The 13,393-nt window shown below is 52.5% G+C and carries 15 protein-coding genes; 14 read left to right on the plus strand and 1 reads right to left on the minus strand.

Annotated elements, in window-relative coordinates; translation table 11 throughout:
• The first annotated feature begins 374 nt into the window (after positions 1 to 374).
• From EPD60_RS16575 to EPD60_RS16605, 6 genes are all read left to right on the plus strand, one after another.
• Entirely contained in the window at positions 375 to 917 is a 543-nt protein-coding gene (locus tag EPD60_RS16575) for a hypothetical protein (RefSeq protein WP_131450636.1), read from the plus strand.
• Between the two features lie 148 nt (positions 918 to 1,065).
• Entirely contained in the window at positions 1,066 to 2,673 is a 1,608-nt protein-coding gene (locus EPD60_RS16580; RefSeq protein WP_131450637.1) for a PAS domain-containing sensor histidine kinase, read from the plus strand.
• A 62-nt stretch (positions 2,674 to 2,735) separates the two neighbouring features.
• Positions 2,736 to 3,038, plus strand: a complete 303-nt coding sequence (locus tag EPD60_RS16585) for a hypothetical protein (protein ID WP_131450638.1) — start codon at positions 2,736 to 2,738, stop codon at positions 3,036 to 3,038.
• A 184-nt stretch (positions 3,039 to 3,222) separates the two neighbouring features.
• Complete coding sequence (locus EPD60_RS16590; RefSeq protein WP_131450639.1) at positions 3,223 to 3,492, plus strand: hypothetical protein; 270 nt, start codon at positions 3,223 to 3,225, stop codon at positions 3,490 to 3,492.
• Between the two features lie 397 nt (positions 3,493 to 3,889).
• The gene (locus tag EPD60_RS16595) at positions 3,890 to 4,297 is read left to right on the plus strand and encodes a hypothetical protein (RefSeq protein WP_131450640.1); all 408 of its coding nucleotides are present in this window, start codon (positions 3,890 to 3,892) and stop codon (positions 4,295 to 4,297) included.
• Between the two features lie 446 nt (positions 4,298 to 4,743).
• Entirely contained in the window at positions 4,744 to 5,811 is a 1,068-nt protein-coding gene (locus EPD60_RS16605) for a sensor histidine kinase (RefSeq protein ID WP_131450641.1), read from the plus strand.
• 336 nt (positions 5,812 to 6,147) lie between these two features.
• Here EPD60_RS16605 and EPD60_RS16610 read toward each other — a convergent pair whose 3' ends face one another.
• On the minus strand, positions 6,148 to 6,360 hold the full coding sequence (locus tag EPD60_RS16610) for a hypothetical protein (protein ID WP_131450642.1): 213 nt from the start codon (positions 6,358 to 6,360) through the stop codon (positions 6,148 to 6,150).
• Positions 6,361 to 6,723: 363 nt separating this feature from the next.
• Here EPD60_RS16610 and EPD60_RS16615 point away from each other — a divergent pair, with 363 nt between their 5' ends.
• The 8 genes from EPD60_RS16615 to EPD60_RS16645 all read left to right on the plus strand — a co-directional run bounded on the left by EPD60_RS16615 (position 6,724) and on the right by EPD60_RS16645 (position 13,370).
• On the plus strand, positions 6,724 to 7,341 hold the full coding sequence (locus tag EPD60_RS16615; protein WP_131450643.1) for a TMEM175 family protein: 618 nt from the start codon (positions 6,724 to 6,726) through the stop codon (positions 7,339 to 7,341).
• Positions 7,342 to 7,773: 432 nt separating this feature from the next.
• The gene (locus EPD60_RS16620) at positions 7,774 to 8,685 is read left to right on the plus strand and encodes a helix-turn-helix domain-containing protein (protein WP_131450644.1); all 912 of its coding nucleotides are present in this window, start codon (positions 7,774 to 7,776) and stop codon (positions 8,683 to 8,685) included.
• The gene (locus EPD60_RS17180) at positions 8,682 to 8,870 is read left to right on the plus strand and encodes a hypothetical protein (RefSeq protein ID WP_207896733.1); all 189 of its coding nucleotides are present in this window, start codon (positions 8,682 to 8,684) and stop codon (positions 8,868 to 8,870) included. The genes EPD60_RS16620 and EPD60_RS17180 overlap by 4 nt, the downstream gene beginning before the upstream one ends.
• Positions 8,871 to 8,882: 12 nt before the next feature.
• On the plus strand, positions 8,883 to 9,035 hold the full coding sequence (locus EPD60_RS17405; RefSeq protein WP_207896735.1) for a helix-turn-helix domain-containing protein: 153 nt from the start codon (positions 8,883 to 8,885) through the stop codon (positions 9,033 to 9,035).
• 151 nt (positions 9,036 to 9,186) lie between these two features.
• Positions 9,187 to 10,116 (plus strand): aldo/keto reductase, encoded by a 930-nt coding sequence (locus EPD60_RS16630; RefSeq protein ID WP_262708851.1) that lies wholly within the window; start codon positions 9,187 to 9,189, stop codon positions 10,114 to 10,116.
• Between the two features lie 138 nt (positions 10,117 to 10,254).
• Complete coding sequence (locus tag EPD60_RS16635) at positions 10,255 to 10,914, plus strand: NADPH-dependent F420 reductase (RefSeq protein WP_131450645.1); 660 nt, start codon at positions 10,255 to 10,257, stop codon at positions 10,912 to 10,914.
• Between the two features lie 397 nt (positions 10,915 to 11,311).
• Positions 11,312 to 11,995 carry a response regulator transcription factor gene (locus EPD60_RS16640; RefSeq protein ID WP_131450646.1) on the plus strand — a complete coding sequence of 228 codons (684 nt, stop codon included), beginning with the start codon at positions 11,312 to 11,314 and terminating at the stop codon, positions 11,993 to 11,995.
• A gap of 1 nt (position 11,996) precedes the next feature.
• Positions 11,997 to 13,370 (plus strand): histidine kinase dimerization/phospho-acceptor domain-containing protein, encoded by a 1,374-nt coding sequence (locus tag EPD60_RS16645; protein ID WP_131450647.1) that lies wholly within the window; start codon positions 11,997 to 11,999, stop codon positions 13,368 to 13,370.
• Positions 13,371 to 13,393 lie beyond the last annotated feature (23 nt).

A 13,393-nucleotide genomic window follows, 5' to 3' on the forward strand; every position in this document is an offset into this window, starting at 1 on the left:
GTAGCAATGCCAGCGGAAGCGAGAAGGTAGGTTTAATAGCTCATAATGTCTAATATATTCGGTCGAAGCGGCGCCAACAGCACCGTCCGCCTTCCGAAGGCATCCCAACAGTGAAGCCCGTGCATAGTGCGATAAAGTAGCAGGATGCGCCGGTGCAGACAAGTTGACCACTTTACGGCCCGTTGCACGCGCACGCAGTGAGCGGCTTTTCGTGGACTGATTGTTGCTCCTGAAAAGGAGTATCCCTTTATTTCACGCTTTCGATCCTCCCTCCTTTGTGGTGCCCACAGCAGTTGATTTTTTCATACCTGCAAAAGAGGCAATCTTTTCTGCCGATAACCCTCACTATATCCTTGAACATCTAAAAAAATGTTATGAAAAACCTGGTAGCCGCATTCGCAATGGCCATTTTGCTTGCTTTCGCAGCCCAGGCGCAGGAGATCGACACGGTGCGGGTGCAGGCAAAGGTGCGGCGCTTTCAGCCCGACAAGTATTACCTGATCACCTACGAAACAGGCGAAACCGTTGATTCCGCCGGAAAAACTCTGCGGTCGAGCCGCAGTTATTTTTTTGATAAAAAAGAACGTATGCTCCACTCTGTGCGGGAGAGCAGCAACGCCGCTTTTCCGCGACGGGGCACACAGGTGGTCTATGATTTCTGGAAGAACCGACTGACTAAGGTGAACGTTACCCCGCCGGCCTCGGATTGCCGCAACTGCGCCAGTGAATATTTCTTTGAGGCAGATACCCTCTGGAATATCCGGGAGCGTGGCTACCGCAATGCCCTGCCCCGCAGCTATGCGGCCCGCGCCGCCTATTTCCGGTCGCGCGTGCCTGTGCTGTTGGAATGGGGCTACTTCGGGAATGAACACACCGTCAACGGCAGGCAGGAAACCAGCACCAGACGTTCTTACTGACCGGTGCCGTTGGTAGGCATAAAGTTGGCGCGCAGGCCGAAAGACGAACCAACGAGGACTTGCAGCAACCCTTGCCCGGACGCCCTCCGATCCTTCGGAAATTACCTGGTAAACCGTATCTATAAAGCCAACCTTCATAAAAGCCATTATGCCTAATGATTCCATTTTGCCGCAACCCGATTATTTTACGGAGGCCTTGTTTGAGGCGCTGCCTGGAAGTTGCATCTTGCTGCAAAACAATGCGCCCCTGTATACGGTGCTTGCCGCCACTCCCGCATACCTGGCCCAGATGGGTTGCAGGAAAGAAGCGCTCCTCGGCAAAAGTATCTTCGAAATAGCACCGTCCTGCACGGATAGCCATTCCGATACCGGCGTGCACGACCTTACCCATTCGCTCGCCCAGGTGCTCCGCTTCCGGAAGCCGCACGCGCTGCCGGTGCAGCGCTACGACATTGCGGGTGCCGATGAAGGTTTCACCAAACACTATCGGCGCGTCAGCAACAGACCGGTGCTTTCTCCGGATGGCAAAGTAGCCTTCATCATTCATACCGCCGAAGACATTTCTCCCGAGGTCAGCGCCATGGAGCAGGATGAAAAGATCAAAGGCCTAAAGCAGGCCTACGGCCTTTTCATGCAGGCGCCCTTTGCCATCTATATGCTGACTGGCCCGCATTTTAGGATTGACCTGGCGAATCCGCCCGCGCTGGCACACTGGGGCAAATCTTCCGACGTACTGGGACAGCGCTACTTTGACGTGGTTCCTGATCTGCGCGAGCAGGGATTCAGTACGCTCTTGCACGACGTGCTCCAAACCGGCGCCACCAGGCACGCTTACGAGGTGCCTTTGCCGCGCGGGCAGGCGGGCCCGGAAGAGACCGGCTATTTCAACTACGTCTGCCAACCTTTCCGCCAACCGGGCGCAATGCTGCCCGAAAGCGTGCTGGTGATCGCCATCGACGTAACCCGGCAGGCGATCGCATGCCGCAAGATTGAGGAAGTGGTGGCGCACCGAACCCGGGAGCTGTCCGACATCAACCGCGCCCTCCAGGAGGCGAACCAGGAGCTCAAGCGCTCCAATGCGAATCTCGAGGAATTCGCCTATGCGGCTTCGCACGACCTGCAGGAGCCGGTACGCAAGATCCGCTACTTTACCAGCCATCTGAAGAAGCAACTTGAGAACAAGCTTTACGATGGGAAAGCCCATTCCTTCGAACGGATCGAAACAGCTACACAGCGCATGGGCAGCCTCATCGACGACCTGATGCAATATGCGCATGTAAGCCAGCTGCCGCACGAAATGGCACCGGTAGACCTGAACCTTGTGGTGCAGCAGGTGCTCGAAGACCTGGAGTTGCACATCCAGCAGAAAGGGGCCGTCGTGCAGGTGCACCCCCTGCCCGTCGTAAAGGGCTATCGCTGCCAGTTGCAGCAGCTTTTTCAAAACCTGGTGGGCAATGCGCTGAAGTACAGCAAGCCACAGGTGCCACCGCATATTTCCGTTTCGGCGGTGCAACAAGAGTGCGACGGCCGGCACTTCCAGGCCATCAGCGTTCGCGACAATGGGATCGGTTTTCCGCAGGAATACGAAGCGAAGATCTTCCAGATGTTCGCCCGCTTGCACGGGAAGGCCGAGTTCAGCGGATCGGGTGTCGGCCTCGCCATCGTAAAGAAAATGGTGGAAAACCATCACGGGATCATTCAGGTGCGTAGCGTGCCCGGCGCCGGCTCCACCTTCACAGTCTGGTTGCCGGCATAATAATTTGGTTTCTGCCCAATGCTCCTGTACCCACCCGTTCGGAAATCCGTAAACGACAATGTATGAAAGACGACAACGAGCAGATCCTGGCTGAATTCCACGAGCAGGCGCGCGGCGCATTTTTCGAGTTGTTTGCCGATTTCGACCAGGCCGCGCAGGCCCTCCACCGCGAAAAGGAGGAGCAGCAATTTCAAAAGACTCGCCACGCATTTGGCCTGGCACTAAAAGCCCGTCTCGAAGCACTGGCGTCCGGGCTCTTGCAGGCGCACCAACATAACCGGCAGGAGAATGATCTATCGCAAAACCTGCAGCGCCACATCCAGTATTACCTACACCAGTTTGTAGTGAAGACTCGGGAGCGGTAGGTTCCCGAAAAAGCGACGCGCATGGTCTTGCCGCTATCGTGGCATGATATTCCCCGTATTAGCAAGGGCTCCTGCAACGAGCCGCTGTCTTTTTTTACCGCTGGCGGGCCGCCGCGGTGCATGTTTCCTTTCTTGCCTTTTCTTTCCCGCTTCCCGCCTAGTTGACTCTCAAAAATAATGGACCATGAACACCTACCGCATTTATCTCATCGGGCCAGCCGACCGGTTTTATTTATCCAATTATCCGGAGCTGGAGGCGCAACTCAGCAAGGCACTACCGCACTCGACTTCAACGCCCATCGACGCAACCGCATCCATGTTCTTGTCTTTTGCGAAACATCATTGGCTTAACAGCCGGCTGGCGGTGCGGTATCCAGAGCTGGCCGACCGGATCGGCTCGAAGGATATCCCGCTTTCCGTGCTGGAGCAGCTTTTTGAGGCGAGCCGTCCATAGGCGCTCTTCCAGCACGATCTCGAAGCCTATGTGACCCAGGCGATTCGGAACCGCAACAGCGTCGGCCCCGAGGATGCCTGAACAAAAACAAACCCGACGACGCCAAACTTCCAAATGTCGGTAAGGCGCTGCGTTCCGGGCACTTTGTGGAAGAAACTGTTGAGGCGGTTACGTTCGGTCTCTTCGTTGATGGCGATGACTACCGGGTGGTGACCCTACTAGCGGTGGACGAACAGCTAAGGACCTGCCGACCCCTGAGATTGCGCTCCATTTACAGGGAAGCGCTGCCTGGCGGGTGCCTACCGGATGAATGAGGAAACGCCGCATGTCATCAGGCAATTACTTCTCGAAATGGAGGCCCGGTAAAGCCTCTGTTAACCTTGTAAAAAGAACCTTTATGATACCTGTACAGGAATTGCGGATCGGAAACTATGTGAGCGTGGGTAACAAATGGCGCCAGCTGACCGCCATCGGGCGGAACACTGTACAGGCCGATAGCGATGCATTGACAACCCAGATCCAGGGATACAAGCCGGAAGACCTGTCGCCGGTGGCGCTCTCCGAAAGCATTCTGCTGCGATGCGGTTTTGTATTTCGCGACTATTTCCATTTCTGGCAGCTCATTGCCGGCAGCGGCAACGATCGATCCGAACTGGACCTCGACAACGATTTCAACCTGCTCGATTTTATGCGCCGCCCGATTGTGCGCAGGATCGCATCGCTGCACCAGCTCCAGAATCTTTACTTTGCGCTCAAGGGGAAGGAACTTTCCCTATGCGATGGCGAAAAGGAATTGCCGCATTAGTGCTGCGACCTTGTAGGGGAAGAACAGAGTGTCCCGTTTTCCATGATGACGCGGATGGTTTCCATGAGCGCGGGATAGGAATTCGGCTTTATAAAGAAACCCTGAACGGATTTACTATACGCGTCGATGACAATGCTTTGGTCGCTAGCGGTTGTGAAAAACAGGTACGGTATGCATTTGACCCGCAGCTTCGCGTTCATCTTTACCTGGTCGCGTATCCTGGTTGTCTTTGTCATCTTCGATGGTGATCACGGGGCCACCTGAATTCATAAAGAGCTTTGCGCGAAGTCGAACAACATGGACACGCCGGGTTCAGAAACGACTAAAAAGTGAAGGCAGGCTATTTATTGCCCATGCGCCGATCTATTCATGATCGCTTATTTCCTTTTGAGGAAGGACTGCGGGTTTTGCATGGATAGGCTGCACCTAAAGTACCGGAGGAATAAATGAAACAGAAAAAGCAGCTAGTCGGGAACAAGAAAAAAGGGCCCGTTGCGGTAAAGCGGGGCCGGTGGACAAAAAGAGCACACCGGACGCCAGCCAGAATTGAAGCAGTGGGAAGCATGAGTGTGTCGCAAGACCGTTGCGAGGAACAACTGGCCGACCTGCTTGAGCAACTGCGGCATCAGGAGGACGAGAAAGGGCGCCGGGCCGCCGAGTTGCTGCTTGCCAACAAGGAGCTGCTTTTTCAGAGCTACGAGAAGGCGCAGCGTGCCGGTGAGCTGGAGATCGCCAATGCCGAACTAGAGCGCCAGGGGTTGCTGAAAGAGCGACGAGCCGCCGAGTTGGCCGCGGCACTGGACGACTTGAAAGCGTTCGCCTACATCACCAGCCACCACCTGCAGGAGCCACTGCGCAAGATCCGCCTTTTCGCCGACCGACTCCTCGGTACTGAATCGGCTGCTCTGTCCGCCAAAGGCCGGGAAGACCTGTACCGTATCGAGCGCGGCGCCATGCGGATGAGCAACATGATACAGGATATCTACCGGTATGCCCGGGTCAACCTCCACGAGCAACAGCCAGAGGAGGTTGAAGCTGATAAGCTTGTTGATCAGGTGCTCGATGGGTTTGCCGGACGGCTGGACCAGGCTGGCGCAAGGGTTGTGAATGAGCTGGCGATTACCCTTCCGCTCGCTGGCGAACAATTTCACGAAGCATTTCGCCAGGTGATCGATAATGCGCTTACCTTTTCGCGACCCGGCATTCCGCCCCAAATCCACATCAGCGGCACCTGTAATACAGGTGCCGGCTTCGGGATCGCCGCTCTGACGCAAGACCGTGGATACTTTCGCATTTCAATACAGGACAACGGCATCGGCTTCGAGCCCCGCTTCAACGAGCGCATCTTCGATGTTTTTCGTACGTTGCATTCCGTGGGCGCATATCCTGGCACCGGCATCGGGCTCGCCATCGTGCGCCGTATTATGCACCGGCATGGAGGGCTCGCCACCGCGGATGGCTTGCCGAATGAGGGCGCTCGCTTTTCCCTTTATTTCCCGATGTCCTGGCCGTGAAATTTATTCGGTCGAAGCTGATCGCCGTCTCTGCAGGGCCCGTTTGTTGTTGCTGATGCCTGGCCCTTTTTCAAAAAACAAATGGCACATGACCTGATTCTCTACGCAGACGACGGCGACCTGGAGGTGTTCGCTTCGGCTTTATTCGCTCATGCCGGAATGGGGCTTGAGGTTTTTCACGATGGCCAGGTGTAGGTGACGTACCTGTTGGGTTCTAAACCATAACACGATTATTTCCGGAAAGGTCGAACCAAGAATTAGCGCCACTTAGTTGAGATTCGCTTCCAGAAAAAGTTCCGGCAGGTTGCGCAGGAAATAGAAGCACAAGTCAAGCACTTATGAAATATCTGAGCCTTTTTCCTCCTGTTCACTTTTCGGGCGAGTAAGCCGCTTCAGTTTGGGCTCCGGTTTAGCCTTGATGTTCCGGTAATCGTCCAGACGCTTGTGCAAGAGCTCCACTTCCTTCACTGGCTTTTCCTGTTCCGCGTTCTTCTCTCCGCCGTCCTTCTGGTAGTGGTCGCGCAGGATGTGCTGCCAGGAGCGGAGCAATTCTTCATTCCCGCTAATGTTCTGCAGCTTGTCAAAGAAAATTTATCGGCTTCTCTTGCATTGGTATTAGAAGTACTTACCACCGTTTCCTTTCGATGCACCGCCGGTGAGGTTGCGGTCTCAGGCGCTTCACTTCAAGAAGCCCGCAGGAGCAGATCCTCGATCAGGCACCCCGCTATCTGTTCAAAAGCTGTCATAGTGTATTAATCAAGCAATTTTGATCTTCATTTTTCCTGGTAGCTAGATTGGGATGATACATTAGATGAATTAGATTTCGGCGCAGCCAATTTACATTTGAACAAGGGCACGAGAGAATGCAATTGTTGGCCGCAAGCCTTTTGTGAAATTCAAATTTCTATCAACATGTCTTTAGAAACAGAGTTAGATATAAAACGGATACAGTCATTGACAGATGGGGCTTTCTCGATAGCAATGACCATCTTGATTCTAGAGGTCAAGATTCCCACCGGGTTGAATTCTATTGAACTTAATGACTACTTTTTCGAACACACTTTTCAAAAACTACTTATTTACATTTTAGGCTTTGTAACGCTGGGCATTCTTTGGATTGGCTCTCATTTTCATCACCATCACGTAATGAAAACTGACAGGACTAGTAGTTGGTTAAATATCATTTTCTTAATGTTCGTTTGCATCATTCCTTTTTCAATTGGCTTTCTTTCTGATTACAAGCATGATAATTTGAGCATCATTTTTCTGGGGATTAACCTGATTCTTTCAAGTTTGGGAAACTACCTTATGCTCTGGTATGCATGGAAAAAGGAATACATTAAACCGCATTTTACCATAGAACATTTTACGCATGCAAAACACAGGATTTTGTTTACTGTCTACATTTACATGGCTATCATTGTTATTTCATATTTTGTAACCTCTTCCTTTGTTCTATATTTATTCTTAATCCCAGTTATATTACATGTCATCCCTGAAAGAGGGAACAAACCAATTGGTCAACCGTAAGTCAAGAAAGGGATCCTGACCGCTAAAAACGTATGGCCCCAATCGACGCTGACATCGTGCTATTGAGTTGACGGAAGTAATTCAACATTTGGATTTCCAATGAACGGCAGCAATAAATTTTCCCGCCTCTGCAACGCATGAATCCTTATGTATATTTCGCCAATACTTGAAAGCCTAAAGTAAGCTTGTAAGCTCCCCTTTTTTTGTGCCGATGTCAGTTGGGCTATCAAATGTGTAACGGGTTTTTTCAAAACCAGACAACGGTTAATTGGGAAGTCGCGTAAATTCTGCTCAATAGTGGTCTGTCAACCTCAGCGGCGATTTTTCCCGAAGCCTCCATGGTACCTGTCTTAAAGTACGGTTCCGCATAAAATGTTGACGACTCCTTCTGTATTGGTACAAACCTAGAGTGGCAGCTTTTATCTTTATTCCATGGAACATGGACCGTTCACCATACCGGCTTACAAAGAAATCAATGCATTTCTTCAATCGTTTTCATCCGGTTACCAATCCAGCGATCCCAACCTGTTCTGTCTTCGGTTGAAAGAAAATATGCCGGCAATGGAACGATACAAGCCGCCGTTCAAAAAGGATTTTTATTTCCTGGCGCTGGTGAAAAATGCGGGCAAGACAAAGATCATCTACGACACCACCAGCGTCACCGAACTCAACTCTTTCCTTGTGTTTCAGTCACCCGGTCTGTTGTACAGCTTCTTTCGCGATGATTCTGCGTCCGGATACCTGATTTATTTCAAAAAAGAATCATTCTCTTTTTTCAAGCCTGATTTTGAAAGTGAGTTTCCGTTTTTCGACTTACTGCATACCAACTTCTTCAAGCTCAGCCAGCCGCGTTTCAATGAGTTTGCCCCACTGTTTGAAGAAGTGTTTACAGCGTATGAAGCCACGTCCGATAAAGAGCACAAGATTGCAGCCTTGAAACTATTGACTCTTTTATACCAGCTCAAAGAGTTCGCTGCCGCTTTCAACCAGTGGGAGCGGGGCTTTGCTACACCGCAGCAGACACTCCTGAAAAAATTCACGCAACTCGTAAATAACTACTACCTCGAAAAACGAACGATCGAGGAATATGCAGACCTTCTTTTTATCACACCCAACCACCTGTCGCAATCGATTAAAGCCGCCTCCGGCAAAAATGCCCTTGCCTTTGTCAATGAGCGTATAGTTGCCGAGGCCCGCTCGCTCATCCTCTATACGGATTTCGATATAGCTCAGATCGCATGGCAATTGAATTTCTCCGACCCGGCTAACTTTGGAAAGTTTTTCAAGCGGCATACAGGGCAAACGCCGCTGGAATTTCGAAAATCCCATATCAAAAGTCAATGAAGCGTCCCCGGGAAATTACCGAAGCCTATTTAAAAGAGCTGGACAAGCACCTGGAGGAGCTGAAGTCCGGCAAGGCTGCGGACACCTTTGAAATAAAGGATATTGCCGCGCTCCTGCACATTCATCCCACTCACCTGAGCAATACGATTCAGGAAGAACTGAAGCGATCGCCCTGCGATATCTAGGAAGAACGGTTGTTGGGAATAGCCAAAGAACTTATTCTTACGACCGATCTTTCCATAGCCGCCATCGCCCGGCAGCTAACATTTGATCCTTCCAACTTCAGCAAGTTCTTCCGGCATTTTACCGGAATTACTCCCAAAAAGTTCCGCGACGCCCATCGGTCCTGATCTCAGCGCTGCCGCGATTTTCCTGAACTTCTCACCATAATCGAACGGGAGTAGTGTCCGACTTTTGCTTTGAATTCTAAAATCAGGAGAAATGAAACAAGGTTAATTAGGTAAAGCCGGTCCCCTGGTATCGGCACCCGGTCTTGGAACTATGGGAATGAGTGATATGTATGGCAGTAAGGAAAGCCGCAACGACAATGAAAGCATTGAAACGGTTCGGGCGGCCCTGGAGATGGGCATCAATTTCCTGGACACGGGAGACTATTACGGCATGGGGCACAACGAACTGCTGATCCAGGAGGCTCTGAAGGGGCGAAGCGAAAAACCGGTGATCAGCGTAAAGTTTGGGGCCTTGCGCTCCCCGGCCGGTGACTGGCTCGGTTTCGATACGCGTCCTGAGGCTGTGAAGACGTTTGCCGCCTATTCGCTCAACCGGTTGGGCGTTGACGCCATTGATATTTACCAGCCCGGCCGCGTTCACCCGGCCATTCCCATCGAGGATACGGTCGGTGCCATTGCGGACCTTATTCAGCAAGGGAAAGTGAAATACATCGGGCTTTCCGAAGCCAGTCCGGACATTATTCGCCGTGCCCATAAGGTCCATCCAATTACGGCCATAGAGGTTGAATATTCCCTCGCCTCCCGGGTGATTGAAAAAGAGCTGTTGTCCGTTTGCCGCGAGCTGGGAATTGGTATTGTCGCTTACGGTGTATTGAGCAGGGGCTTGCTGTCGGGTGAGCTTACCGGCCAGTTTGCTCCTTCTGACTTCCGGGCGCACGCGCCCCGGTTCAGCGGCGAAAACTTCGAGGAGAACAAACGGAAGGTTTCCCAATTGCAGGAGCTGGCCCGGCAAAAAGGATGTACACCCTCCCAACTCGCCCTGGCTTGGGTGTTGCACCAGGGGAGTGATATCCTGCCTCTTTTCGGTACCACCAAAAAAAGCCGCTTGCAGGAGAATATTCATGCCGCGGATATTGTACTGACAAAAGAGGAGCTGGATTGGCTGGACAAGACCTTTCCGGAGGGGTCCTTTGCCGGAACCCGCTATGCGGCGCCGCAGATGGGAATGGTTGTGAATTAGTAAGGAAAGCGTATCTGTGAAGCGCGCCCTGTTTGCCAGGCAGGGCGCTAATTTACCAGTACATCCAAGATATTGACCATACTGTCCTTGTAAAAAGGGGCAGCTTTGTGCCATCAATTATTCATTAAATAGATACAAATGAAAATAGCTGTTTTAGGAACGGGCATGGTCGGTGATACGATCGGCTCCCGGCTGATCGAACTCGGACATGAAGTAAAAATGGGCAGCCGTACCGCTGACAATGAAAAAGCCAGGGCGTTCGTGGCGAAGCATGAGCGCAATGCAAGTGCCGGTACTTTTGCGGATGCCGCTGCCTTTGGTGAAATTATTTTCAACTGTACGGCTGGTGCCGCTTCTGTTGACGCGTTGAAAATGGCCGGTGAAGCCAATGTGGCTGGCAAGATTGCCGTAGATATCGCCAACCCGCTGGACTTTAGCAACGGGATGCCGCCCAGCCTGATCCCTGCATTGAGCAACACCCATTCCCTGGGCGAAGAAATCCAGAAGACCTTCCCCGCTACCAAAGTGGTAAAAACGCTGAACACGATGTGGTGTGGGCTTATGGTGAATCCTGCAATGGTGGGTGGCGGCGACCACACCAATTTTATTTGTGGTAATGATGCCGAAGCCAAACAGCAGGTGAAAGCCTTACTGAATGAGTTTGGCTGGAAGAACGAAAACATACTTGACCTGGGGGATATTTCTTCGGCCAGGGGAACGGAAGCGGTGCTGCCGGTCTGGTTGCGAATCTGGAACGCTACGCAAAACGGAGCATTCAATTTTAAAGTGGTTAGCTAGGTTGTATACGGTTAGTACCCGCAAAACACATAACCGGGCTGAAGCTTACTCGGCGGGCGGGATCCGGGATCTGGCCTGAGTCCGGAAGCTGAGCGTAGAAAATAATAAAAAGGCTCTGATCTTTTGATCAGAGCCTTTTTAAGTGCACAGAACTAGCCTGAGTTCGAACTTTTTAGGCCATTCAGTTTCACAGCTCATTGATTATCAGCTTTAGCTTGATTTGTCTAAATAATTGGGCTCAGGTTTACAAACCAGGCTTTGGAAACTTTGCAAGGGTAGCGGGTGGGAGGGAAGCCTACGGCCCATTTTAAGCTTTTTTTAAACTGCCTGCAGCGGGAGATATGTTTTCTTTACGCCGGAAATGGCTTTCACCGGGCCGTTGCTAACCCCGAATAATTTGAAGATCCTGTTACTGGAAGATGACCAAAAGCTGGCGGCGGAACTGCGCCTGTACCTGCAAAAGCAGGACTTTGACTGCACGAACGTCTACGATGGCGAGATCTTTTTCAAAGAGATCGTTCGGGAGCGCTTTGACCTGTACGTTTTGGATATCAATGTGCCCTTGATGAACGGGCTGGAGGTTTGCCGCAGGCTCCGGCAAAGTGATACCAGTACACCGATCCTGATGCTGACGGCCTATGGCGCCGTCGGTGACAAGGTGCAGGCCCTCAACTACGGGGCGGATGATTACCTGGTAAAACCCTTTCATCTGGAAGAGCTGCTGGCGCGGGTCAAGGCTCTGTTGCGGAGGAGCAGCCAGCCGCAGCACCCCGCCGGCCAGCTTATCGAAGTGGCAGACCTCCAGATCAACACCACCGAAATGAAGGTGTTCCGCGCCGGGCGCGAAATCGCACTTACGCCGAAGGAATACAAATTGCTGGAGCTGCTCGGCAAGCAAAAGGGCCGCACCGTATCCAAGCAAACCATCGCGGAGCAGGTATGGGACCTGAATTTCGAAACCGGCACCAATACCATTGAGGTCTATATTTCCTTTCTTCGCAACAAGATCGACAAGGGACACGAGCTGCCCCTGATTCATACGCGTCCCGGTTTCGGGTATTACCTCAGAGCAACCAAGTAGCGTGAAGCTTACCCGGCGCATACCTCTTTTCTTCAGCTTTCTTTTCTCGGGGCTGCTGGCCACCGTGCTTTCGGTCGTTTACCTGCTTTTTGCCAACTTCCGGAAAACCGAATTCAAGGACCGCCTGTCGGAAAAGGCACGTACCACGGTCAAGATTTTGCTGGAGGTGGAAGTGATCGACCGGCAGATGCTCCGCACTTTCGACCGCAATTCCATCAACGCGCTGTATAACGAAAAGACAATCGTCTTCGATGAAGGCAAAAAAGTGATCTACAGCAGCATCGACGATGCCGTCATCAATTGGTCAAAGCAGGACCTCGATGCGATCAAGGCACGCAAGGAGCTGTTTCGCCGCAACAAGGGTTATGATGTGCTGGGGATCTATTACGAGTACAAGGGGCGTGATTACTACGTGCTCATCTCGGCCGAAGACACCTACGGCATCCGCAAGCTCGCCTATCTGAAGATGGTGCTGTTCGGTGCATTTGCTGCCAGCACCGTGGCCATCTGGCTTATCTCTTTCCTGCTTAGCAAGCGGACGCTGCGTCCGCTGGACCTGTTGCGGCGCCAGATGCAGGACGTCACCAGCCGCAACCTCACTGCGCGCGTAGCGGAGCCGGCCCGGGAAGACGAGATCAAAGCTCTGTCCCGTTCGTTCAACCAGATGCTGGACCGTATCGACCTGGCCTATAAAAGCCAGCGCGATTTCACGAGCAACGCCTCCCACGAGCTGCGCACCCCGCTTTCGCGAATCGTCATGCAACTGGAAAACCTGCTCGCCGGCGAGTCGCTTCGGGAGACATCTGAAAGGGTGATCAAAAGCGTGGTGCAGGACACAGGACAGTTATCCGACATCGTCACGTCCCTGCTCTTTCTTTCTCGCGCGGAAGAAGAGCAGGACGAGGCTCACCTGCAGTGGAGCCGGCTCGACGAGATCCTGTTCGCTGCCGGCGCGCAGCTTGCCAAAAGCTGTTCCGACTTCCGCCTGCACTTCGAAATTTTACCCTCCGAAGAGGAAACGATGACCATGGAAGTAGGTGGCGACGAGACACTGCTCGGCATTGCGCTGTTGAATCTCCTGAAGAACGCGTACACCTACTCCGACGACCACCTGATCGTCTGTGAAGTGCGCCAGGAAGCCGGCCTGCTGCTCCTTTCCATTACCAACCAGGGCGACACTCCCGACATCGAGGACACCGGCCTGCTCTTCCGGCCGTTTTCGCGCGGAAGCAATAGTCACCACCATCCTGGCAGCGGAATCGGCCTCTCCATCGTGCGGCGGGTGCTGGAACGCTATGGCATCGGGATCCGGTATCATATTCCGGCGCCCCGCACCAACCAGGTCCTGCTCTCTTTTCCCACGCGGCGGGGGTAGGGCCGTAGCGCATTAACGTTCCC

It is taken from the genome of Flaviaestuariibacter flavus (assembly GCF_004337505.1).
GTDB lineage: Bacteria > Bacteroidota > Bacteroidia > Chitinophagales > Chitinophagaceae > Flavisolibacter > Flavisolibacter flavus.